At 43.2% G+C, this 22400-nt stretch carries 23 protein-coding genes and 2 pseudogenes; 4 read left to right on the top strand and 21 right to left on the bottom strand.

All coding sequences use genetic code 11. The annotated features are described in order from the left end of the window. The first annotated feature begins 1 nt into the window (after window position 1). From IQ230_RS16045 to IQ230_RS26760, 3 genes and pseudogenes are all read left to right on the top strand, one after another. Window positions 2–846 (top strand): IS630 family transposase gene (locus IQ230_RS16045; RefSeq protein WP_228055026.1). Its coding sequence is split into 2 segments (ribosomal slippage): window positions 2–289 and window positions 292–846, totalling 843 coding nucleotides; the frame shifts between segments, so codons are not numbered across the junction. Window positions 847–850: 4 nt separating this feature from the next. Next, a pseudogene (locus IQ230_RS16050) lies at window positions 851–2644 on the top strand (Tn3 family transposase); the annotation flags it as partial. A 93-nt stretch (window positions 2645–2737) separates the two neighbouring features. Beyond that, window positions 2738–2861 (top strand): annotated as a pseudogene (locus tag IQ230_RS26760) (IS1 family transposase); the annotation flags it as partial. Between the two features lie 77 nt (window positions 2862–2938). On the opposite strand, the gene modB reads toward IQ230_RS26760, so the two are convergent. Then, entirely contained in the window at window positions 2939–4759 is a 1821-nt protein-coding gene (gene modB, locus IQ230_RS16055) for a molybdate ABC transporter permease subunit (RefSeq protein WP_193933063.1), read from the bottom strand. A gap of 13 nt (window positions 4760–4772) precedes the next feature. Beyond that, window positions 4773–5570 (bottom strand): molybdate ABC transporter substrate-binding protein, encoded by a 798-nt coding sequence (modA, locus tag IQ230_RS16060; protein WP_193933065.1) that lies wholly within the window; start codon window positions 5568–5570, stop codon window positions 4773–4775. A 257-nt stretch (window positions 5571–5827) separates the two neighbouring features. Here modA and IQ230_RS16065 point away from each other — a divergent pair, with 257 nt between their 5' ends. Beyond that, window positions 5828–6037 carry a TOBE domain-containing protein gene (locus tag IQ230_RS16065; RefSeq protein WP_193933067.1) on the top strand — a complete coding sequence of 70 codons (210 nt, stop codon included), beginning with the start codon at window positions 5828–5830 and terminating at the stop codon, window positions 6035–6037. Here IQ230_RS16065 and IQ230_RS16070 read toward each other — a convergent pair. From IQ230_RS16070 to nifB, 19 genes are all read right to left on the bottom strand, one after another. Beyond that, a complete protein-coding gene (locus IQ230_RS16070; protein WP_193933069.1) occupies window positions 6011–6631 on the bottom strand; it encodes a class I SAM-dependent methyltransferase in 621 nt (206 codons plus the stop codon). The two genes, IQ230_RS16065 and IQ230_RS16070, sit on opposite strands and share 27 nt — an antisense overlap. 169 nt (window positions 6632–6800) lie before the next feature. Then, on the bottom strand, window positions 6801–7097 hold the full coding sequence (gene fdxB, locus IQ230_RS16075; protein ID WP_193933071.1) for a ferredoxin III, nif-specific: 297 nt from the start codon (window positions 7095–7097) through the stop codon (window positions 6801–6803). 18 nt (window positions 7098–7115) lie between these two features. After that, window positions 7116–7289, bottom strand: a complete 174-nt coding sequence (locus IQ230_RS16080; RefSeq protein WP_193933073.1) for a FeoA domain-containing protein — start codon at window positions 7287–7289, stop codon at window positions 7116–7118. Between the two features lie 140 nt (window positions 7290–7429). Continuing rightward, complete coding sequence (locus tag IQ230_RS16085) at window positions 7430–7729, bottom strand: 2Fe-2S iron-sulfur cluster-binding protein (protein ID WP_193933075.1); 300 nt, start codon at window positions 7727–7729, stop codon at window positions 7430–7432. 19 nt (window positions 7730–7748) lie between these two features. Beyond that, complete coding sequence (locus IQ230_RS16090) at window positions 7749–8117, bottom strand: HesB/IscA family protein (protein ID WP_193933077.1); 369 nt, start codon at window positions 8115–8117, stop codon at window positions 7749–7751. A gap of 50 nt (window positions 8118–8167) precedes the next feature. Next, window positions 8168–8956, bottom strand: a complete 789-nt coding sequence (locus IQ230_RS16095; protein WP_193933079.1) for a HesA/MoeB/ThiF family protein — start codon at window positions 8954–8956, stop codon at window positions 8168–8170. 9 nt (window positions 8957–8965) lie between these two features. Beyond that, window positions 8966–9283, bottom strand: a complete 318-nt coding sequence (gene nifW, locus IQ230_RS16100) for a nitrogenase-stabilizing/protective protein NifW (RefSeq protein WP_193933081.1) — start codon at window positions 9281–9283, stop codon at window positions 8966–8968. Then, entirely contained in the window at window positions 9280–9513 is a 234-nt protein-coding gene (locus IQ230_RS16105; RefSeq protein WP_193933083.1) for a CCE_0567 family metalloprotein, read from the bottom strand. Before IQ230_RS16105 ends, nifW begins: the two co-directional genes overlap by 4 nt. Window positions 9514–9551: 38 nt before the next feature. Then, window positions 9552–10022, bottom strand: coding sequence for a NifX-associated nitrogen fixation protein (locus IQ230_RS16110; RefSeq protein ID WP_193933085.1), 471 nt, complete (start codon window positions 10020–10022; stop codon window positions 9552–9554). Further along, on the bottom strand, window positions 10019–10423 hold the full coding sequence (gene nifX / locus IQ230_RS16115) for a nitrogen fixation protein NifX (protein WP_193933087.1): 405 nt from the start codon (window positions 10421–10423) through the stop codon (window positions 10019–10021). The genes IQ230_RS16110 and nifX overlap by 4 nt, the downstream gene beginning before the upstream one ends. 85 nt (window positions 10424–10508) lie before the next feature. Next, window positions 10509–11810: a nitrogenase iron-molybdenum cofactor biosynthesis protein NifN gene (nifN, locus tag IQ230_RS16120; RefSeq protein WP_193933088.1), complete on the bottom strand. Its 1302-nt coding sequence runs from the start codon at window positions 11808–11810 to the stop codon at window positions 10509–10511. Next, a complete protein-coding gene (gene nifE, locus IQ230_RS16125) occupies window positions 11810–13186 on the bottom strand; it encodes a nitrogenase iron-molybdenum cofactor biosynthesis protein NifE (protein ID WP_193933090.1) in 1377 nt (458 codons plus the stop codon). The genes nifN and nifE overlap by 1 nt, the downstream gene beginning before the upstream one ends. A 78-nt stretch (window positions 13187–13264) precedes the next feature. Beyond that, a complete protein-coding gene (gene nifK / locus IQ230_RS16130; protein WP_193933092.1) occupies window positions 13265–14803 on the bottom strand; it encodes a nitrogenase molybdenum-iron protein subunit beta in 1539 nt (512 codons plus the stop codon). 188 nt (window positions 14804–14991) lie between these two features. Further along, entirely contained in the window at window positions 14992–16458 is a 1467-nt protein-coding gene (nifD, locus tag IQ230_RS16135; RefSeq protein WP_193933094.1) for a nitrogenase molybdenum-iron protein alpha chain, read from the bottom strand. A gap of 141 nt (window positions 16459–16599) precedes the next feature. Beyond that, window positions 16600–17478: a nitrogenase iron protein gene (nifH, locus tag IQ230_RS16140; protein WP_178378079.1), complete on the bottom strand. Its 879-nt coding sequence runs from the start codon at window positions 17476–17478 to the stop codon at window positions 16600–16602. Between the two features lie 153 nt (window positions 17479–17631). After that, the gene (gene nifU / locus IQ230_RS16145) at window positions 17632–18513 is read right to left on the bottom strand and encodes a Fe-S cluster assembly protein NifU (protein ID WP_193933096.1); all 882 of its coding nucleotides are present in this window, start codon (window positions 18511–18513) and stop codon (window positions 17632–17634) included. Window positions 18514–18544: 31 nt separating this feature from the next. Then, window positions 18545–19753 (bottom strand): cysteine desulfurase NifS, encoded by a 1209-nt coding sequence (gene nifS / locus IQ230_RS16150; RefSeq protein WP_193933098.1) that lies wholly within the window; start codon window positions 19751–19753, stop codon window positions 18545–18547. 79 nt (window positions 19754–19832) lie between these two features. Further along, window positions 19833–20204, bottom strand: a complete 372-nt coding sequence (locus IQ230_RS16155) for a DUF362 domain-containing protein (RefSeq protein ID WP_193933100.1) — start codon at window positions 20202–20204, stop codon at window positions 19833–19835. 2 nt (window positions 20205–20206) lie between these two features. Then, the gene (nifB, locus tag IQ230_RS16160) at window positions 20207–21646 is read right to left on the bottom strand and encodes a nitrogenase cofactor biosynthesis protein NifB (protein WP_193933102.1); all 1440 of its coding nucleotides are present in this window, start codon (window positions 21644–21646) and stop codon (window positions 20207–20209) included. Between the last annotated feature and the right edge of the window lie 754 nt (window positions 21647–22400).

Here is a 22400-nt window from a genome sequence, read left to right on the forward strand (position 1 = left end):
GCTGGCGGCAGTGAAACACGGCGAACGCAAAAGTGCAGTGTGTCGGATGTTGAATATCAGCCGCAATACCTTAGACCTGTGGTTGAAACGCGAGGCACAAACGGGGGATTGTCGAGCGATCACCACTTTCCAGAAGGGGAATCGGCATAAGATAACCGATTGGCAGCGTTTTCGGGAGTTTGCCCGCAAGCATGGGGGCAAGACGCAAGCCCAGATGGCTAAACTGTGGGGAGACAAGGTAACGCAGCAGGACATCAGTCGGGCACTGGCTAAGATTGGCTTGAGTCGCAAAAAAAGACGTACGGCTACCGAGAACGAAATGACCTGAAGCGTCACGAGTTTCAAGAGCGACTGAACAGCAAGTTGCCGCATCAGATTGTTTACGTCGATGAAGCAGGTATTGATAATCGAGACGATTATCCCTATGGTTACTGCGAGATTGGGCAACGGTTCTATGCCCTCAAATCAGGTAAACGCACTCTTCGAGTCAGTTGGATTGCAGCCTTAAGGGAGGACAGCATCTTGGCACCAATGACCTTTGCCGGTTCTTGCAATCGAGACTTAGTTGAGATGTGGTTGGAAGATTGCTTGGTTCCCCAATTGCAGCCAGGTGATGTCATCGTCATTGACAATGCCAGTTTCCATCATTCTCAAACAATTGAGGAGATTGTGGCACAAGCGGGATGCGAGATTTGGTATTTACCGCCTTATTCTCCGGACTTGAACGAGATTGAGCATTGGTGGTTTACCCTGAAGAATTGGATGCGGCAACGCTGGGATGAATTTGATAACTTTCGGGATTGTGTTGATGCTGCCTTCAAAGAATGTCCTAACGTGTATGCGTAGTGCTATAATCAATGCTTTGAAGTTCGAGTCTACTTCTTCCGAGCAGGCTGTCATCCAAGCTTTAAACTTTTTGTTGGAGAATGTACAGTGTCGGGGTGAGTGGCTGCCAGCTACAGTAGACCTCTCTTTTGCCTCTACACAGTGGCAGAAACTGATCCTGGTGCAGCAGAATGGACAAGCTAAGATTGTCCGTCGCCACTTTGAAGTTTGTGTATTTTCCTATTTAGCAGCAGAACTGTTGTCAGGAGATATTTGTGTAATTGGCAGTGAAGACTATGCTGACTATCGCGAGCAATTACTCAGTTGGTCAGAGTGTGAACCAATAGTGGCAGAATATTGTCACTCTTTAGGTTTTGCTAATACAGCATCGGAGTTTGTCGCACAGTTGAAATCTTGGTTAACCCAGACAGCATCTTCAGTAGATACTGCTTATCCAGATAATCGTCAAGTTGTAATTAATGACTCTGGAGAACCAGTTTTAAAACGACCACCAAAAAGTCCAGAAAGTCCTTCTGTTAAGCTTCTAGAACAGGCGATTGCAGAACGTTTACCGGAGCGGAATCTGATTGATCTTCTCAGAAATGTTGATTACTGGACTAACTTTACACATCACTTTGGACCCCTGAGTGGTTCCGATCCTAAAATAGAAAGGGCGACGGAACGATATTTGCTGACTGCTTTTACTTACGGTTGCAATCTAGGTGCAACGCAAGCTGCACGTCATATGCGAGGAGTAGTGACGGCGAAAGAACTCCTATTTGTTAACCGTCGTCATATCAGCGTTGAGAAATTGAATGCAGCCAATACAGATATAATTAATCGCTACAACGTTTTGAACTTACCAAAAATTTGGGGCGATGGTACAACAGTAGCAGCAGATGGGACAAAATACGAGCTGTACGAAGAGAATTTATTGTCGGAATATCATATTAGATATGGCGGCTACGGTGGCATTGCTTACCATCATGTTGCTGATAGCTACGTGGCACTATTTAGCCACTTTATTCCTTGCGGCACTTGGGAAGCAGTTTACATTATTGAGGGGTTGTTCAAGAATTCCTCAGATATCCAACCGGATACAATTCATGCTGATACTCAAGGTCAGTCAACACCTGTATTTGCCCTGGCTTATCTACTGGGCATCAAGTTAATGCCCCGCATTCGGAACTGGCAGGACTTCAATTTTTATCGTCCCGAACAACAAACAGTTTATCAGCATATTGATTTGTTGTTTACTGAAACTATTGACTGGGAACGAATTACGACTCATTGGCAAGACCTTTTTCGAGTTGTTCTTTCAATTAAGGCTGGAAAAATTTCCTCATCGATTTTATTAAGAAAACTAGGGAACTATAGTCGCAAGAATCGACTTTATCAAGCGTTTCAAGAACTGGGACGAGTTGTGCGAACGGTGTTTTTATTGCAATATATCTCGGATATGCAATTACGCTCCTCAATTACTGCAGCTACGAATAAAGTGGAGTCTTATCACGGCTTTTCTAAATGGTTTTTCTTTGGAGGAGAAGGAATTATTGCTCATAACGATCCAGAAGAGCAGGAGAAAATTATTAAATACAATGATTTGATTGCTAATGCAGTTATCTTTCACAACGTAGTCGATCTAACTGAGATTTTGCGCTCACTCAAGCGTGAAGGTTACTTACTGACTCGTGAGGATGTTGCTGCATTGAGTCCTTATCTGACGAGCCATATTAAACGATTTGGTGATTATTTAGTTGACTTGGAGGCGATCCCACAGGCTTTAGATGAAGGTGTGTCTTTAGTTTTAGACAACTGAAGTGCTTTGTCTGACTAGCTTTCCGATCTCTTGCTTAATATAACTTTACTTCATGTCCCCTTTTGCACGTATCTCGGCTTTCCCCCACTGTGACACTCCCTTGCTCGATTGCATCGCAAAAGTTTATGTTATTCCAAGTCCGTAGCGATGCTGAAACACAAAGGTTCAGTTGCTACTGCACTACTTCAAGTTTTGCTCTCTACCCACATGCCCCTAACTCATACTTAATTCAGCAACGCCGAAGCTAACAAACGTCACAGTTGACGCAATTTGTAGAGTTAGTCATTTTGCGATTTAATCACCGTCGTGCATCAAAATCAACCGCAAAGGATCTAAACGCACATACCAGGGAAAAGGACGATCTTTGAGATTTGCCCATTTTTCTTTAAAAACTTCGGCTTGCAGGTGGTAGTCATTTGGATGTAGCGGGCGATCGCCTAATTTAAGATACAGCGTCATCCGGTGTGGTGTTTCTCCGGTCTGTGCTAACCAACAAGCGAAAGTATTTTCAGCATGAGAATCATTCGTGAAGATAAGTTGATGCGCGCGAATTCCGATGTAATTTAGCTGGGCTGGAATTGGTTCAATAACTTGCAATGCTACTCCCCAGTCGAGTGCTTCGACTTCACCAGGGGTACTACTCATTTGAGCGCGGGAGAAGTTTTTGCACCCTGTAAGTTGCGCAATACTGAAAGTATGTGGTCGCTCAAAAATTTCAGACTTAGAACCAGAAGCGATCGCCTTACCACTTTCCAACACCAACAAATCGCGACAAACGCGGTAAGCTTCTTCTAGATTGTGCGTAACAAATAAAGTTACACCAGGATAAGTCGAGAGTGTTAAAATAAGTTGCTTTTCTAGCTGAGCGCGTAAGTGAGTATCCAGCGCGGAAAAAGGTTCATCTAACAGTAATACCTCGGGTTGACTTGCCAAAGCCCTTGCTAATGCTACGCGTTGCTGTTGTCCCCCAGAAAGTTGATGTGGATAGCGGTTTTCTATTCCTGGCAATTGCACGGCTGCGAGGTGTGCTGCTATCTGCTGCTTAATTTGCGCTTTAGGTGTATTTTTGGGCAAGCCGAAAGCAATATTTTTACCAACTGTAAGATGCGGAAACAAAGCATAATTTTGGAAGAGGAAAGCAATATGGCGATCGCGTGTGGGAATATTGATGCGTTGTTCAGAGTCAAATAGTAACTTCCCATTCAATGTAATACGTCCCTTTGTTGGTGTTTCTATCCCAGCGATGCATTGCAAAATCATACTTTTACCAGCACCAGAAGCCCCCAGCATTCCCAACGCCTGCTGATTATTTGCACTAAAAGACACATTTAGCTGAAAGTTACCCAATTGCTTTTGTATATCTGCAATGAGTCCAGAATTATTAACAGGTAATTGGTAATTGGTAATTGGTAATTGGTAATTGGTAATTCTACCGCTGCTTTTTTGTTTTCCTCTGTTTTTCTCAAACTCTTGCCAAAAATTGACGGCGCTAATTGCAGAGAGTGAAATTGCTAAAATGACTAATGACCATAACCAAGCTTCATTCATTGCACCCGCTTCTACAGCAAAATAAATTGCCATTGGTAGCGTCTGAGTTTCTCCAGGAATGTTGCCAGCTAACATTAAAGTTGCCCCAAATTCACCCAAAGCACGGGCAAAAGCGAGGGTTGTTCCTGCTAAGATTCCTTTATTAGCTAAAGGAAAAGTAATTCGCCAAAACACTGTAGATTCAGAAGCACCAAGAGTTCTAGCTGCCCTTTGTAAATTTGGATCGATTTGTTCAAAGGCTCCTAGTGCTGTTTTGTACATTAAAGGAAAAGAAACAACAATAGCTGTAATAACAGCAGCATACCAAGTAAAAACAATACTAATATTTAGTTGTTCTAAGATTTTTCCTAAAACTCCATTTTTACCAAATAATAGTAGCAATAAAAAGCCAACAACTGTAGGCGGCAAAATTAAAGGTGAAACAAAAATACCCTCAATGAGTGACTTCCATCTTCCCTGATATTCCAACATCCAATAAGCAGCTATAATTCCAATAAAGAACGTAATTAATGTAGCAAACAATGCTGTTTTTAAAGATATCCATAAGGGTGAAATATCAACTAACATTAGGGTAACTCCTTTATGTTGCTACACCAAAGCCGTACTTCTTAAATACAGATATTGCTTGTTGGTTACTCAAAAACTGAATATATTGTTTAGCAGATTCAGGATTTTTACTACTACTGACAACTGCGATCGGGTAAACAATTGGAGAATGCAAATCTTCAGGGGCTGTTGCCACTACTCGAACTCGATTAGATAACATAACATCTGTAGCATAGACAATTCCGGCATCAGCATTACCACTTTCAACCGCAGCTAGTACATTACGAACATTATTACCAAGTACTAATTTGGGTTTAACTTGCATTAAAATTCCTAAATTATTGAATAATTCTTCAGAATATTGCCCAACAGGTACGCTACGAAATTCACCTACCGCAATTCGTTTGATATTATTATCTGTTAATTGACGAAAGCTATTGATATTCAATCGGGAATTGCTTGGTACGATTAAGACGAGGCGATTAGTTAATAGATTGCGACGGGTATCAGCAAGAATTAAATTTTTCGCCTGTAATGCATCCATTTGCCTTGTAGCAGCAGAGAAAAAGATATCTGCGGGCGCACCTTGTTCAGTTTGTTGTTGTAATGCACCCGAAGCACCAAAGTTATAATTGACTTTAATATTTGACTGCGTTTGCTGAAAAAATGGCTGAATTTCCTGTAAGGCATCTTGTAGACTAGCCGCAGCAGATACAAGTAAAGTTATATTTGCTTGTACTATGCCCGAAGGCGGAGTAAACCAATTTAAACTAATTGCTAAAATAAATATAAAAACTACTCCACAAACAAAGGTAAAAACTTTTTTCCTCATTTTTTTTTAATATTTGTATTCTTTAAAAGAGCTAGCAACATACAGTGGTGTTTATATCAGATAAATTATGCAGATAATGTACGTCAATACACTATATTGGTTCACTTTTAGAGAGAATAAGTAAGCGATCGCCTGATAGATAAATAATTTTTAATTGATGTATTTAGAATTATTATTGAATAATGAATAGCACAAATAAATAATAGGTAATGTGGTAATCTAAAACAAGAAAAAAGATGATACACAAGGAGCGAAGCATGAAAATTAGCGCTCGTAATACTTTAAAAGCAACTGTAAAAAAAGTTGTACCAGGAGCCGTTAATACTGAAGTTACGCTAGAACTTGTACCTGGGGTAGAAGTCGTTGCAGTTATTACAAAATCCTCCGCTGAAAATCTAAAACTTGCAGAAGGTAAAGAAGCTTACGCAGTTGTACAATCATCAGATGTCATGGTTGCTGTTGATTGATTCCTTGCAAGCAACAATGTGAAAGATATGCCAGTGCTTCTGTTCGCCTAAAGCTGTTATACCAGGGTGTTTTTCTTCTTGCAATACTTCAACGGTGAATGGTTGCAGTAATTCTTCTACTTGGGCGCGGATGTGATGACTCATATTTGGATACGTTGCCCACGAATCGCGATCGCCAAAAAGTTGACCGCAAAATCGTCCCCCGACTCGTAACGCTGAGACAATCTTATTCCACAACTTAGAAAAATGTTCGGGCGGACAGAAGGGCAGACAAAAGCTAGCATTAATCAGATCCACTGCTTCTGGTAATACCAAGTTTTCAAAGTGCATCACACGAGTTTCTAGACGATTGAGATCAATATTGGGACGACTTTGGAGGCGGGCGATCGCTTCAGCTTCACCATCAATTCCGAGAACCCGCCAACCTTGCTTTAGTAGTTCTACTGTATCTCGTCCATCTCCACACCCTAAATCTACCGCAAATTGAGGTTCTTCAAACTTTTCTAGCGCCATCAACAGTGTTTCGCGCGGCGGACGACCCTCTACAGCTTGATAGTAGTCAGACCACTTGCGTTCAAAAACTTGGTTGTTCATCAGTTGTTTACAGGGCTGAATAATTCAAGCTTAGCGACTAAAGTCGCAGCTAATCAAACGAAGACCACCTGCGTGGTCTAACCACTGAAACTTATCATGAAGTGTGTGCAGGTACATTTAGTTTGTTTAGACACAAACTTCAGCCTGTAGTTTCACGGTCTAATAAAGTCTAATTTTGTTCAAACGGGCTATGGGTATAACAATTTTTGGGACAAACTCTAGCGCAAGCTTGACAACCAATACAGTATTCTGAATGAATTATGGACATTACTTTGCGCTCGATTTCTTCTGCTTCCTCATCTTCGACAATCTCGCCATCTTCATTGAGGGCTTGCAGTAGTAGTACATTGCGACCACACGCCTTAAAGCATCTACCACAGCCGATGCATTTATCTTGGTTAATCTCTTGCACAAACTGGGGTGTCCAGACGTTACCACCTAAAGTTAAACCAGTCAGCGTTGCCATAGTATTATCCTCAATCGACTAAATAATAGAGCTAATTGCACAAACGAACATAAATTGCATTAGCGGTTTTTGGCAAAGACTCAAGCGATCGCCTCCCAGTGCAATTATGTAAGCAGGCGATCGCTGCTTAAGAGTAACGGTTGCGCCACACACAACGCCCATTGCATTGAGGTTTTGTACTGTAGTTAGCATCTACGTTCTCGATTCTCGTCACTACACCACGTTCTCCAGGTTGAAGTAAACTGAGTGAAGAACCAAACACCGTAAACTTTTCTGTAAACATCTCAAACGCGACCTTTACAAGCAATTCCTAATTACTCTGTTATGCTTTCTCAAACTAAATAAGCCTCCTGATGCGTGCGGATCGTGCACTCAGAACGGGGATAGGCAACACACAGAAGAACAAATCCTTTAGCGACTTGATCCTCATCAAGAAAAACCTGATCGGATTGATCGACTTCACCTTCAACAACTTTACCGACGCAACTCGAACAAGAACCAGAGTGACAGGAAAAAGGTAAATCAAGTCCTTCGTTTTCTGCCGCATCGAGAATCGTGGTATTTTCGTCAACAGGAATCGTGACGTCAAGCGATCGCTTCTTATTAATCAAATGCACTTGATAAGTCGTCATTGTCGTATCCTCCAAAAAATTAGCTACAAGGTACGCCAGCAGGAGTGCAATCGCCTGCTTGAAACGATTTCCCACAGCCACAGGTATCAGTAGCATTAGGATTGCTAAACTTAAATCCACTCTCCAGCAAGCCATCGACAAAATCAATCGCAACTCCTTCAAGTAATGGGGCGCTTTGCGCGTCGATATAAATCTGTAACTTGCCTTGTTGTATAACAATGTCATTTGCCTGCGGCACACTGGTAATATTTAAGGAATACTGATAGCCACTGCAACCACCATCATCAACTGCAACACGGATACCACGTTGACTAGTTGCGTTTTTACTAGAGGCTTGGAGAAAGGTACGAAGCCGAAATTCTGCTGCTTCTGTTAAAGTTAAAGTCATAAAAATCTCCATAAGTTTTGGGAATTTTGTTAACGCCTTGGTATGCGTATTTAATGCGTAGCAACAGCAATACGCTCTACTTGCAACGAAGTAGAATAATGCGAACTACCGCAAACTGGACAATTAGGATCGCGATAAGAATGACGTTTTGCAAACATCAGTTGGTTCAAATCCATCGTCAATAGTTGCGATAAAAGCGGCTGACTAAATCCAGTAATTAGCTTAATTGCTTCTAACGCCGTCAAACACGCCAGCGTACCAGAAACCGCACCCAGCACAGAAAAGCCACGTCGATCCCATTCGGGTTTTTCAGGGAATAGACAAGATAAACACGGTGTCACGCCAGGGATAATCGTCGTTAGGTAAGCTTCCATCCCATTCATTGCTGCTTCTACCATTGGTTTATGCCAACGCACGCAAGCTGCATTCAATAAGTCACGTTCAACAAAGTTGTGGGCGCAGTCGAGAGCAACATCCGCAGATTGAACTAAGAAGTCTGCATTATCTGGAGTCACATAATCAAATATTGCTTCAACTTTAACATCAGGGTTGATACTCTGTAGCGTTTCTTTAGCCTTAAATACGCGCGGCTTACCCACCCAATCGTCACTCATAAGAACCTGTCGATTCATATCATCTCGCCGCAACTCACCACCGCGAACCAGAATCAACCGCCCAACACCAGCTACCGCTAAATACAGCGCTGCTGTACCGCCTAATCCTCCTACACCTGTCACAAGTACCGTTGCTGACTTGAGTTGCTGCTGCGCCGCCTCACCAAAACCAGGGAGTATAATTTGGCGACGATAGCGTTCTAATTCGATCGGTGTGAGTACCATTGTTTTCTCCTAATTTGTCGTGATGTCTGTTAACATGACAATGTTTTTAGGCTTCTCGTTAAATACTTTGAACAACTTTTGTTCGAGAGGTGTTGAATTTAGAAAAACCTCATAAGCTTGTTCGAGGGCTTGACGGTATAAACTCAGCTTTTCTGTTTGATTCAGTTCTGGATTATTCGCATCAATTTCGCGAATAGATTGCGAAAACAGCTTCAAAATATGCAGGCGATTCACTTGCACAATTTGAGTATCATAAGGAAGTCGAAAAAACTCAAAATACTCTTCTGTATTTACAAGTGAATCGAAACGGTTAACATTCCATTTCATAGTCTTTTCTCCCAATCTTTAAGCTGAGACTTTAGCTCATGTAACCGATGATATATTTCATACGTTTGCGCTGCTAGTGTCGTCAGTTTTTGATAATTTTTGGGCAAACTTTCAGCTAAATCGTGAAGATCCATCTTCATTTGACCAGCTTTACTATTAAGTCGCTTGATTTGCAGTTTGAGATCTTCAATTGTTTGCTCAGTAGGCTCAATTTCTGTTGTTTTTACCATAAATTAGTAGATAGTGTTTAGTGGTCAGTAAAAATCTGTTATGCTTTAGCAACTTCAGTGTATTTCTGTGCTAATTCAATGCCTTTTTGTGTCATCTTTTCTCCCTCAGCTAACAGTTTTTCTAAGGAATCAAAACCAAAACGTTGAGCATCGCGTAAAGTTCTAGCAACGAGTAACAGACGACCAGAAAAAATCAGCGCCCAGCCGAAACCTTCATGACTCAAATCAATTACTACTTGAGAAATTAAGCCCGTTTCTTGTTCTATTTGGGCTGCGATCGCCCGATAAAATGACATAATTCTAGCTTTTGTAACAGGGTCAACATCACCCTCTACAGAAATTTTGCGCTTAGCTTCTTTGCTGACAACATAAGGTTTAATAATCAATTCATTTGACCAATTGCGATAAAATCCATAAGAATCTTGGGCGCGAATTTGTCTTACCAACTCTTGCAAAAACGGAGAATTCAGAGTTTCTTCAGAAATTTGGCTAACAGTTTCAGTGGTCATACAGTTACTTCCTCTTCTACAAACTTTGATGATTTTTGTTGCAAAGCTTTTCTTAACCAAGGAGGAGGACTACCCTTCAATGTCTGGACTAATCTTTCCAAAACATCAGTAATTTCATCATCCTCAGATCTTGCCTTGATTGGTGTAATGCGTTTTTTAATCAATCGAGCCGCTGCACTTCCACCAATTGCAGATACATAAACAATCGTGCAATCAGCGAGTGCTTCAATTTTTGGGACTAATTTATCCTCATTACCATCTTCTTTAAGTTCGCCATTAAATCGGAGAGTTTTAATAAACTTATATTCATCTGGCGAAACTTCATAAACATCAATCTTTCTCGCCCAACCAAAATGAGCATTAATATGAATTTGGTCGTTTGTTGTGAAGGCAATTTTCATAATTATCCTCCGTTATATTAGTAGTTGCTCGCGATTAGCAATTTCTTCTGTTAGCGATTAGCTTTACTCCGATGACTAACTGCCTTTAATGCTTTTTCGCTTCTTCTGCTTCAAGAAATAAATTGCCAAGGTCAAATAGCAGTTGCGTAGTTCCTCGGTAGCCGACAGTGCAACGCTGTCCGTTACCCAAGCGATCAAAGATAGGAAAACCAAGACGATAGAAAGGAGTATCGAGACGATGAGCGATCGCTTTGGCATGGGAATTTGCAATCAACAAGTCAGAACCGACTGCAAGTTGCTCAAAATCTTCCAAGTCACCAACCGTGACGCTTTCAACTGGTAATTGCTCTAAAAGCGGTGATTTTGTCGTTGTCACAGCCGCGTGAATTTCAGTTCCCATCGAGCGCAAAAACCAAGAAATTGACCACAGCAAATCGGGTTCTAGTGCTAACGACACCCGCTTACGCCCGAAGTAAAAGTGAGTATCGAGCATCGCATCTTGCAACTGACGGCGTTGGTGACAGTATTTTTCTGGCACTGAATTGCCACTGAGATCGATTAATCCTTGTAAGAAGTCATCGACTGCGGCTAATCCTGTTAGCTGCCCAAACACCTCATAAGGTATGCCAAACTGTTTTTGTAAGCTTTCTGCGGCAGCACGCACGCTTTCGCCGAGTGCGAGCGTAAACACTGAACTACCCATTTGTCGCAGTTCTGCCAAGGTTGTTCCACCACCTGTCACTGCACTATAAGAATCATCTAAGTGACCGTCAAGTGAGGCGGAAAGATCCGGTACAACAATCGGTTTTAGCCCAAACGCAGACACGATCTCTTTGATCTCTTGTAGATCGCCTGGAGTAAACGCCGAACTCGCTAAGATATTGATTTGGTCGAGCTTGATTTCTCCAGGCTGCGGCAGTTCTTTAACGATGCTTTCAATTGCTGCCGCAAAACCATCTTGCAATGCACCTTTAAAATCAGGTGTAGCCGCAAATACAATTGGCAAATCGTATAATTCTGGGTGACGGTTGCGGATATTTCTGAGGATACCCTCCATATCATCACCTCTGGTTTCTGTAAGTCCAGTCGTACACAAACCCAAAATTTCTGGCTTTGATTTCTCCATCAGCGTGAGAATTGCTTGTTCAATATTGTCCTCACCACCCAAAATCGTGCTAACTTCAGTCATTGCCGTAGTCGATAGCGGAATCGCTTCGCGAAAATGCCGCACTAACATCACTTTGGCGAAAGCAGTACACCCTTGAGAACCATGAAACAGTGGCATCACGCCTTTTAGTCCTAGAAATGCTAAGGCTGCACCCAAAGGTTGGCTTTGTTTTAAAGGGTTGACCGCAACTGATTTTTTAGGAAAAGTGACAGTTGCCATTAGTTGACCTCCTCTTCCCAGGGTGCAGATTTACGTACTTGTGCCCAAACAGGGCTGTAAAGGGCTTCATCGAGTTCGCGTGCCATTTCAATCATTCCTACATATCCGGCGTAAGGATGGTGGCGTTCTTGATTGATATCCAAGAAGGGGATGCGGGCTTTGAGTGCAGTGTATTGATTGCGACCGCCAGCGATTAACATATCGGCGTTGGTTTGGGCGATCGTCCGTAATAGTTCCTGAGCGTTGCCTTTTTCCAGCATGATGCCATCTTTACCGAGTAACTCTTTAATGCGGGCTTTGTCTTCCTCGGTACTTTTTTTCGTGCTAGTAGCAACAACTTCCATCCCCAAGTCCTTAGCCGCAGAGATAATCGACCAACTTTTCACCCCTCCGGTATAAAGAACAACACGCTTACCTTTGAGTCGGGCGCGATAGGGAGCTAAAGCAACATCTAAAGCCGCTGTTTCTTCAGCAATTAATTGCTCTACTCGTGCTTGCATTGCAGCATCGCCTAGTTTTGCCGCAATATTCCGCAAACAGCGATTGATGTCATCTACACCGTAGAAAGATTCTTCAATATAGGGAATGCCGTAACATTCCTCCATCTTTCTTGCCACATTGATTAGGGCTTTGGAGCAGATCATGACATTCAGCTTGGCACGGTGAGCGTAGCGGACTTCGTTATATTTAGCATCACCCGTAATCTTGGCAAGGACGCGAATCCCGACTTTTTCGAGTAAGGGTAGAACACCCCACAACTCTCCAGCAATGTTGTACTCGCCAATTAGGTTGATGTCATAAGGAGTTGTGTATTCCGGTTCAGCGCTGCCAATAACATATTCGAGTAAAGCTTCCCCACCCACGCGATTACCAAGATTTTTACTACCAATAAACCCTGGAGAATTTACAGGAATCACAGGTATACCTGTTTTTTGAGCAGCGGCTTCGCAGACTGCATTCAAATCATCACCAATCAGGGCGGTGACACAAGTTGAGTAAACAAACACTGCCGCAGGTTGATAGCGTTGCTGCACTTCTAAAATGGCTTTGTACAGCTTTTTCTCCCCACCGAAGATGATATCGTTCTCATTCAAGTCAGTCGTAAAACCCATTTTGTAGAGATGAGAATCAGACGAGAGACTACCACGACTTCCCCAAGAGTTACCTGCACAAGCGATTGGTCCGTGGACTAAATGTGCCGCATCAGTAATGGGGACAAGAGCGATCGCTGCTCCATCAAAAGCACAACCTCCTTGAGCCGCCCCTGGCTGTGCTTGTTGTTGACAAGACTTTTTCTTTTGCCCATGCTTGTGGTGATTGTGTTCGCAACCAGGCTCGCTGAGCAGTTCATTAATTTTGCCTTGGGTGATTTTCATAGCTCAACGGGTGATATCGTGTTGGATTAAAGACTGAGCGTGAAGTGAGTAGATGCTTCCTCTGCTCCTCGACTGTGACTATCGAATCAAGTCATAAGAAATATCCGTCTTCGCTGAGACAATCGTATTGCGATCGAGTTCGTCAAGCAGCGTGTTGACAATCCAGTTCAGAAGATTGATTGCACCTTGATAGCCGAATGTCGCGTAACGATGCAGATGATGGCGGTCAAAGATTGGATAGCCAATGCGTACGAATGGGGTGTGAGTGTCGCGCCACAGGTACTTGCCGTAAGAGTTACCAATGAGCAAGTCTACAGGTTCGGTAAACAGAAGCGATCGCATATGCCACAAATCCTTACCACCCCAAATCTTGGCAGTACTACCAAAGGGACTAGTATCTAAAATCGCTTGCAACTCTTGCTCAAATACGTCGTTGCTGTTCGTCACCACAATGTGGACAGGTTCTGCGCCAACTTCGAGTAAAAATTGCACCAGTCCAATGACTAAATCTGGATCGCCGTATAATGCAACGCGCTTGCCATGCAACCATGCTTGCGAATCAGTTAATGCATCTACTGCCCGACCGCGTTCGTCTTCAAGTTCTTTGGGAATCGGCTGTCCAGTCAATTCTGAAAGCTTCATTAAAAACTCATCCGTACCTCGGATACCGACAGGACGGGAAACTGAGGTTGTTTGTTTCCACTCTTTTTCGATATATTCCCGCGTTTTAGTAGTAGAGTATGCTTGGAAGGCAACAGTAGCTTCAGCATTAATCGAATCTGCCGCGTCTTCTAGACTTGTTCCACCCTGATACATCCGAAACTCGCCATCATTAGGCGAATCAAGATAATCAGAGTTATCTGCTAGTAGCGTGTAATTGACACCCATTAAGGACGCTAACCGCTTCACTTCGCGCAAGTTGCCAATATAAGTTTCAAAACCAGGGATAAAGTTAATCTTGCCGTTCGTCGTTGCTTGCTTCTTGCCTTCAGTTAAATTCAATAGAATCCCCTTCATCATATTGTCATAGCCCGTAATATGGGAACCGACAAAGCTAGGGGTATGAGCGAAGGGTACAGGAAAATCTTCAGGAACCGAACCTTTTTCTTTAGATGTTTTGATAAAAGCACCCAAGTCATCTCCAATAACCTCTGCCATGCAAGTCGTGCAAAGCGCAATCATTTTGGGCTTGTAAAGGTTATAGCTATTCGCCAAGCCATCGATCATGTTATTGAGTCCACCAAACACTGCTGCATCCTCAGTCATTGAAGAAGAAACCGCAGAGAATGGCTCTTTAAAATGACGGGTAAAGTGCGTGCGGAAGTATGCAACGCAACCTTGTGAACCGTGAACAAAAGGTAAAGTACCTTCAAAACCAACAGCAGCGAGAATTGCACCTAAAGGTTGGCAAGCTTTAGCAGGGTTAACAGTTAAAGCTGTACGGGCAAAATTCTTTTCGCGGTACTCCCAGGTTTTCGTCCACTCAGCAATGCGGGCAACCTCTTCGGGGCTATGCCCACCTTCAAACTCCTTCTTAGCCTGAAATAACTCCTGATACTCGTTTTGATGAAATAGCGTCGCGTGGTCTTGAATATTGTCTACATTATTTTGAGCCATGACTGTTCTCCAATGTTGAGGGGCTGAGGATTAGAAATCATGCCAATTCGTAATTAAAGAGGTTAGATCCAATTTGGACTATTATCGATCAGAGACTTAATGAGAGGGATAAGGGAATGAGGCGGAGATTGAAAGCGAATAAAGATGAATTCTCCCCTGCACCTCTGCTCCCTCAGATCTCCTCTGCTCTACTTCTTCCAAGGTGTGCCAATTAAACTCCAAGTAGGGCTATTCAGTGCTAAATCCATATCTCTGGCAAAGATGGCAAAACCGTCATAGCCGTGGTATGGACCAGAGTAATCCCAGGAGTGCATCTGACGGAAAGGCAACGCCATTTTCTGGAAGACATATTTTTCTTTAATGCCAGAGGCGATCAAATCCGGCTTGAGTTCTTTAACAAACTGCTCGAATTCAAAAGCAGAAACGTCATCGTAGATCAACGTACCGTTTTCGATGTAGTGCGTAGTACGCTTGTAGTCGTCATTGTGACCGAACTCATAGCCTGTACCAATCAGCTTCATACCCAAATCATAGAAAGCTGGGACGACGTGGCGCGGACGTAAGCCACCAACCATCAGGGCTACGGTTTTACCTTCTAAGCGCGGGCGATATTTTTCTGTAACTGCATCGCATTGCGCTTGATATTTCGCGATGACTTCTTCTGCCTTTTGCTGAATTGTTTCGTCAAACTTAGTAGCGATCTCGCGTAAGGATTCTGCAATCTTCGTTGGACCAAAGAAGTTATACTCTAACCAAGGAATACCATATGTTTCTTCCATATGGCGGCTGATGTAGTTCATGGAACGATAGCAGTGAACTAAATTCAGTTTCACTGTTGGAGTCAGCATCATCTCGTTGAGAGTACCGTCTCCAGACCATTGGGCAACTACACGTAAGCCAATTTCTTCTAGTAAGATGCGGCTAGACCAAGCGTCACCGCCAATATTGTAGTCTCCAATAATTGCAACATCGTAAGGTGTCCCTTCAACACCTAATTCTTTTTTCTTCTTATCAGCTTGCGGGAAAACCCAGTCACGGATCGAGTCGTTAGCGATGTGGTGTCCGAGGGATTGCGAAACACCCCGAAAGCCTTCGCAGCGTACAGGGACAACAGTTTTACCGGTTTCTTTCGTTGCCTTCTTAGCGACAGCTTCAATATCATCACCGATTAAACCAATAGGACATTCAGACTGAATTGAAATGCCGCGATTGAGTGGGAAGAGTTCTTCGAGTTCAGTAATCAGCTTAGCAAGTTTTTTGTCACCACCAAAAACGATATCGCGTTCTTGGAAGTCGGAAGTAAACTGCATTGTCCCGAAGGTATCAATTCCTGTCGTACCGATGTAGTAGTTACGACGACCAGACCAAGAGTAATAACCGCAACCTACAGGACCGTGACTAATGTGGATCATGTCTTTGATAGGACCCCAGACCACACCCTTAGAACCTGCATAGGCACAACCACGGGTGGTCATAGAACCAGGAACAGACTTGATATTTGATTTAACGCCGCAATCAGATTTGCCTTCTTCGTAAACGTTGAGGTGTTTTTCCCGCTTTTTCTTCGCTTTGTCTGGGTAAACTTCTAAGACTCCTTTGATGAGTGCTTTCTTGTCAACCGTGGTTGTTTCTAACGTGTCTTCTGGAGGTGTCATATTCTGCCTCTCTTTGTTAAAAATGGGGAATTGGGGGAAAAGATCAGAGGAAGCAGGGGAGCAGAGGTGCAGAGGAGAAAACTATACTTTGAACTTCTTATTCACTAATCACTCGCTCCTCACCCCTCACCCCTCTTTGAATTACACAACGGCAACTTCTGCTGCTGTTTTGCCAACTAGATGCTCGTATTCTTTGTCATCGCCGAGGATTCCGAAGTCAACGAGTAGCTCTTCGAGTTCGTCCATTGAGATTGGGGTAGGAATCGTGAGCTTATCGTTTTCCTTGATTTTCTTGGCAAGGGCGCGATACTCGTTAGCTTGATTGCAGTCCGGTGAATACTCAATGACGGTCATGCGGCGGAGTTCTGCGTGTTGCACAACGTTGTCGCGAGGTACGAAGTGAATCATTTGGGTGTTAAGTTTCTCAGCTAATGCTTCAATTAATTCAACTTCTTGATCGACTTTACGGCTGTTGCAAATCAATCCACCCAAGCGCACGCCACCAGAGTGAGCATACTTGAGAATGCCTCTTGCGATGTTATTCGCGGCATACATTGCCATCATTTCACCAGAGCAAACAATGTAGATTTCTTGAGCTTTACCTTCACGGATTGGCATGGCGAAACCACCGCAAACTACGTCACCTAGTACGTCGTAGGAAACGAAATCAAGATCTTCGTAAGCACCGTTTTCTTCTAGGAAATTGATGGCAGTGATAATTCCCCGACCTGCGCAACCTACACCAGGTTCAGGACCACCAGATTCTACGCACTTGACATCTTTGTAGCCTGTGAGTAAAACTTCTTCTAACTCTAGGTCTTCTACTGCACCTCGTTCGGCAGCTAAGTGCAAAATGGTCGTCTGGGCTTTGCTGTGCAGCATCAAGCGGGTGGAATCAGCTTTAGGATCGCATCCTACAATCATGATGCGTTCGCCGAGTTCGGCTAAACCTGCAATTGTATTTTGAGAAGTGGTGGATTTACCGATACCGCCTTTACCGTAGAAAGCGATTTGTCTAATATTGTCAGTCATGGTTATTTCTCCTGAAATTAATGAATCGTTTGCGTTTTATCGATGCGATCGCTTCTCAAACCACCGGAGGCGATCGCTCAACGGCTAAAACATGAAGTCGAAAAGAATAATGGTGCATATTGCTCCTGTATTGCCTAAGGGCTAAACAGCTTCTACGAGCAACTTTTGACTAATTCGCTCTTGTAACTTGGCTTCAATCGCCACTTTGAGCGTTGCTGTACTGCTAGAACACGAACCACAAGCACCTTGCAATGCAACTTGAACGCGATCGCCTTCTACGTCGTATAATTCGACATCTCCACCATCAGCAATCAGTAGCGGTCTGACTTCTTCATCTAAAACTTTTTGAATCAAAGCGATTTTTTGTACTGTTGTCAGCGGACGTTGCAATTGTTCCTGCGCTGTTGCAATATCTGTAGCGATGTTTAAAGCAGATTCCTTAGTCACCGCAGCAATTAAGTCATCGATGTTTGCAAGACACGAACCGCACCCACCACCCGCCTTGACATAGCTTGTTACCTGTTCAGCCGTCGCGAGGTTGTTTTCTTGAATGACGCGGCGAATCTTAGACTCGCTAATACCAAAACAACTACAGATTAATGCCCCTTCATCTTCTTCATGCACTGCTATTGGAATACCTCGGTACTTAAAAATCGCGGCTTCTAAGGCTTCTTGTCCCATGACGGAACAATGCATCTTGGCTTCTGGTAGTCCACCCAAGTATTCGGCAATGTCTTTGTTGGTAACTTGAAGTGCGGCATTTAAAGTTAAACCTTTAATTAACTCAGTTAATGCTGAAGAAGAAGCGATCGCACTCGTGCAACCAAATGTCTGAAAACGCGCATCCAGAATTTTATCGTTGTCTACGTCTATTTTTAGGTGAAGTCTTAAGGCATCTCCGCAAGCTATGCTACCCACTTCACCAAATACAACTGCGATTCCTGGCTCTTGATTGTCTTCTAGCAATCCCTGATTTTTTGGATTGTAGAACAGTTCCATGACTTTATCTGTATAGTCCCACATGATACTTCTTGGTAATTGGTAATTGGTTTTTCTACAACCCGTTTCCTACTGCCAGCACTTCCCGCCCTTGCAGCCAGTCGGCTTGATCGTTGTTGAAGGGAGAAAGGACGCGTAGGCGTTCAACAATTAAAGGCATGACTTCTAGAACGCGATCAATTTCATCTGCTGTGGTGTAATGCGAGAGACTAAACCGAATTGAACCGTGCAAAGTGGTGTAAGGTAAGCTCATTGCTCGCAAAACGTGGGAAGGTTCTAAGGAACCAGAAGTGCAAGCGGAACCAGATGATGCACAGATACCGTATTGATTGAGAGAAAGCAAAATTGCTTCGCCTTCGATGTACTTAAAACCGATGTTGGTTGTGTTGGGCAATCTGTTTTTACGGTCGCCATTGACTTCACAATTTGGAATAGTCTCTAGTAAAGTTTTTTCTAAGCGATCGCGTAGTTGTTTTTCGTGCTTGACATCTTTTATATATGTCTGCGCTAATTCTGCCGCTTTGCCTAGTGCGATAATACCAGGAACATTCTCTGTACCCGCCCTGCGTCCTCGTTCTTGATGTCCTCCTACTAATAGGGGACGGAACCGCACACCGCGCCGCACATACAAAGCACCAATCCCCTTGGGTGCGTGTAATTTGTGACCCGACAACGTTAATAAATCGACGGTGCTAGTCTTCATATTTAAAGGCACTTTCCCGACTGCTTGCACCGCATCGACGTGGAGGATCGCGCCATACTCTTTCACCCGCAATCCAATCTGTTCGATGGGAAACACTACGCCTGTTTCGTTGTTGGCATACATGATCGTCGCTAACGCGGTGTTACCCGTCATTGATGCTTCTAGTTCATCCAGATCAATTTGTCCCTGGCGATTAACTGAAAGATAGGTAACGGTGTATCCTTGCGTTTCTAACTGCTTGCAGACATTCAACACCGCGGGGTGTTCTACTTGAGTCGTCACAATATGTCGCTTTTCTGGCTGGGCTTGCAGCGCGGCGCGGATTGCAGCGTTGTTTCCTTCTGTACCGCAACTTGTAAAGACAATTTCGGAATCATCTGCACCTATCAAGGTTGCAACTTGTTGTCGTGCTTGTTTTACCGCTTTGCCGACTTGCCCACCAAAGGTATGCATACTCGAAGGATTGCCGTAATATTGCGTCAGGTAAGGCAGCATCGCCTCTACAACTTCGGGGTCTACTTTCGTGGTGGCGTTGTTGTCGAGATAAATGCAAGTTTGCATGGTGAGTTCCTAGAAGAAATTTAGTGCAAAGACTTATCGTTAAGGCAGCAGAGGGGCTTTAGGAGAAGGACAAAGAGAACTAATGAGTCGGATTGGATACTAATAATGTCAAATTGCGATCGCGTTGAGATTCTGAGAGGATTTCTGAAAACTTTTGCGAGTAAGTATCAAACCAGCGTTCCCAGTAGTCTTGTTTTTTAGTTAACTTGCCAACTAAGCGATTGTATGTAGTAAACCAGGATTCCCAATAATCGCTAGGTTGTTCGATACAGCCATCGTAGGTGGGACAACCTGCAACACATTGAGGAACGCTATAAGCACTACCAACGCAGTTTGTACAAAGAGTAGAATCAATCCAGTGTTTGCCGTCGGTTACTTTAATTGCATTGGTGGGACAGACAGAAAGACAGCGATTGCAGGAAATACATTGGCTGGTAATTGTGTAAGCCATGACTATTCTCCTTGCTGGTTTTGCAAATACTCTGCGTAAAATTCACTGGCAACTTTTTCAATCACGTCGTAAGCTTCAACCGTTTGAATTCCAGCTTTGTGCAATTCTTCTTGCGGACAGTGACCAATCTTAGAAACTAAAACTGCTTTGCAATCTGCGATCGCCTTGATAATGTGTTCTAGCGTTGCTTCTTCGCCGTATCCGCTTTGGCAATAGTGGTCAATTTTGCGGTGTCCGACAAATTTAGCTTCGTTTGCATCAACTTCAAATACTTGAAATTCCTTCGCGTGACCAAAATGCTGATTTACCACACCACTGCCTTTGGTAGCGACTGCAACTAAGATTTTCGGGCTATTGGCAACTTTCTTAGCGGCTTTCACTTGTTCTTTGACAGCTGTGATTTCTGCTTTCGACTTTTCAATTCCTGCATGAACTTCTTGGCGTTGTTCTAAGTTGTATTCTGGAGTCATTTCCATGAATTTCTCTTTGGTAAATTCTTGACTCCGGTCTTCGCCTAATAACCCCACCGCATCAGCGCGACACTGACGACAATGGCGCATCATTTTCATGTTGCTGTCAGCACATTTATCTTGCAGCGCCTTGAGTTCTTTTGGTGTAGGACCGCGTTGACCTGTTAAACCAAAGTGCGTTCCGTGTTCTGGTGCAGAAATCAGTGGCATAATATTGTGCAGAAATGCACCTTTAGAGCGAATTACTGCATCAACTTCGGCTAAGTGTTCGTCGTTAATTCCTGGAATCATCACCGAGTTGACTTTGCACAAAATGTCAGCTTCTTTGAGGGCTTGCAAGCCTTCCATCTGCTTTTCGTGCAAAATTTTCACTCCTTCAACACCTCTGTAGCGCTTGCGGCGGTGGTGAACCCAAGGGTAAATCTTCGCCCCAATTTCGGGGTCTACCATATTAATAGTGATCGTGACGTGATCGACATTGAGTTGTTTAATGCGATCGACGTAATCGGGAAGCATCAATCCGTTAGTGGATAGGCAAAGTTTAATATCCGGTGCTTTCTCCGCAATTAACTCAAACGTGCGAAAAGTCTTTTCTGGATTCGCTAAAGGATCTCCAGGTCCTGCAATTCCCAATACGGTCATTTGGGGAATTTTGCCTGCAATCACTAAAACTTTGTGCGCTGCTTCTTCTGGCGTTAATAATTCACTGACAACACCAGGACGACTTTCGTTTGCACAGTCATATTTGCGGTTGCAATAGTTGCATTGAATATTGCAAGCTGGTGCTACGGCAACGTGCATTCTTGCGTAGTGATGGTGTGCTTCTTCGCTATAACAAGGATGCTTCTCGATCCGCGCTTTGGTTTTTTCGTCTAAACCGCTTGTGGTATCTTTACTGCTGCAACCACAACTGCTGGATTTGGTAGTTTTTGCCGTAGGGGTAGTTAAAAGTCCTGTAGGTGGTGGTGTCATTGAATTTCGCTACTAAGGCTGAGGACTGATATTTTGAAAGATGCTTTATAGTTCATCAAAAAAGAAGTAAAATCGCGTTGTCTTTGGTGAACCTGCCTACGCTGGTTATGTAACCCTTTTGGGTGAGTGTCCTGACAACTGCGACTTTGTTTCCTTAAGGAGGGGGACTGTCGCATCTCTAACCGTTTATCGCTTCGACCTTTGATTACCTACCAAACTTTTTGTTAGTGCATGAGGTGTTTAGCGATATGTGTTTTATATCAGGTGTCTTAAATATGAATTTGCAAGTGTTCGGGATAGAATTTATTGAATTGATTACACTTGTACTCAAAAACTGAAGCGTAGAGTTATCAAGGTTTGAGCAGCTTTTAAAAAAGTTTTTGGATAGAGGTATTAGTATTTTTTGCACAGGGGACGAGTATTTATGATTAAGGGGTTCAAGTATTTTTGTACTCGCCTTGAACTCTATCCTGGCAAAGGTTTGAAGGAAATTTCAGATGGTTTTTGAGTTTTTCGATTCTGTACTCAAATTACGTTAAATATTTGCTCAAATTGGTGTATTACTTGAGCTTTTTGGAGATAAGAACTGGAGCAGCTAACTAAGCACTACCCCAGTTGCTTAGCGAAATTTAATTCTGTATCTAAAATATCACTTTTTTGCTGAAATTGCTAACTTAATTTTATTTTAATTATTTGGTTGATTGTTGCATTCTGGGGTGAAGCTAGGCGACTGAAGTCGCGGCTTTTTAAACAA

The sequence above is a fragment of the Gloeocapsopsis crepidinum LEGE 06123 genome (assembly GCF_015207655.1).
Taxonomy (GTDB): domain Bacteria; phylum Cyanobacteriota; class Cyanobacteriia; order Cyanobacteriales; family Chroococcidiopsidaceae; genus Gloeocapsopsis; species Gloeocapsopsis crepidinum.

Bases quoted from the DNA above. Each gene is read 5' to 3' on its own strand.
- IQ230_RS16090 (WP_193933077.1), bottom strand. From the start codon at position 8,117: ATGACTTTAACTTTAACAGAAGCAGCAGAATTTCGGCTTCGTACCTTT.
- nifU (WP_193933096.1), bottom strand. From the start codon at position 18,513: ATGTGGGACTATACAGATAAAGTCATGGAACTGTTCTACAATCCAAAA.
- nifE (WP_193933090.1), bottom strand. From the start codon at position 13,186: ATGAAAATCACCCAAGGCAAAATTAATGAACTGCTCAGCGAGCCTGGT.
- IQ230_RS16155 (WP_193933100.1), bottom strand. From the start codon at position 20,204: ATGGCTTACACAATTACCAGCCAATGTATTTCCTGCAATCGCTGTCTT.
- IQ230_RS16070 (WP_193933069.1), bottom strand. From the start codon at position 6,631: ATGAACAACCAAGTTTTTGAACGCAAGTGGTCTGACTACTATCAAGCT.
- IQ230_RS16080 (WP_193933073.1), bottom strand. From the start codon at position 7,289: ATGCTAACTACAGTACAAAACCTCAATGCAATGGGCGTTGTGTGTGGC.
- IQ230_RS16085 (WP_193933075.1), bottom strand. From the start codon at position 7,729: ATGACGACTTATCAAGTGCATTTGATTAATAAGAAGCGATCGCTTGAC.
- nifN (WP_193933088.1), bottom strand. From the start codon at position 11,810: ATGGCAACTGTCACTTTTCCTAAAAAATCAGTTGCGGTCAACCCTTTA.
- IQ230_RS16065 (WP_193933067.1), top strand. From the start codon at position 5,828: ATGAAAATTAGCGCTCGTAATACTTTAAAAGCAACTGTAAAAAAAGTT.
- fdxB (WP_193933071.1), bottom strand. From the start codon at position 7,097: ATGGCAACGCTGACTGGTTTAACTTTAGGTGGTAACGTCTGGACACCC.
- nifD (WP_193933094.1), bottom strand. From the start codon at position 16,458: ATGACACCTCCAGAAGACACGTTAGAAACAACCACGGTTGACAAGAAA.
- nifX (WP_193933087.1), bottom strand. From the start codon at position 10,423: ATGAAAATTGCCTTCACAACAAACGACCAAATTCATATTAATGCTCAT.
- nifB (WP_193933102.1), bottom strand. From the start codon at position 21,646: ATGACACCACCACCTACAGGACTTTTAACTACCCCTACGGCAAAAACT.
- nifK (WP_193933092.1), bottom strand. From the start codon at position 14,803: ATGGCTCAAAATAATGTAGACAATATTCAAGACCACGCGACGCTATTT.
- nifS (WP_193933098.1), bottom strand. From the start codon at position 19,753: ATGCAAACTTGCATTTATCTCGACAACAACGCCACCACGAAAGTAGAC.
- IQ230_RS16095 (WP_193933079.1), bottom strand. From the start codon at position 8,956: ATGGTACTCACACCGATCGAATTAGAACGCTATCGTCGCCAAATTATA.
- IQ230_RS16105 (WP_193933083.1), bottom strand. From the start codon at position 9,513: ATGGTAAAAACAACAGAAATTGAGCCTACTGAGCAAACAATTGAAGAT.
- modA (WP_193933065.1), bottom strand. From the start codon at position 5,570: ATGAGGAAAAAAGTTTTTACCTTTGTTTGTGGAGTAGTTTTTATATTT.
- modB (WP_193933063.1), bottom strand. From the start codon at position 4,759: ATGTTAGTTGATATTTCACCCTTATGGATATCTTTAAAAACAGCATTG.
- nifW (WP_193933081.1), bottom strand. From the start codon at position 9,283: ATGAAATGGAATGTTAACCGTTTCGATTCACTTGTAAATACAGAAGAG.
- IQ230_RS16110 (WP_193933085.1), bottom strand. From the start codon at position 10,022: ATGACCACTGAAACTGTTAGCCAAATTTCTGAAGAAACTCTGAATTCT.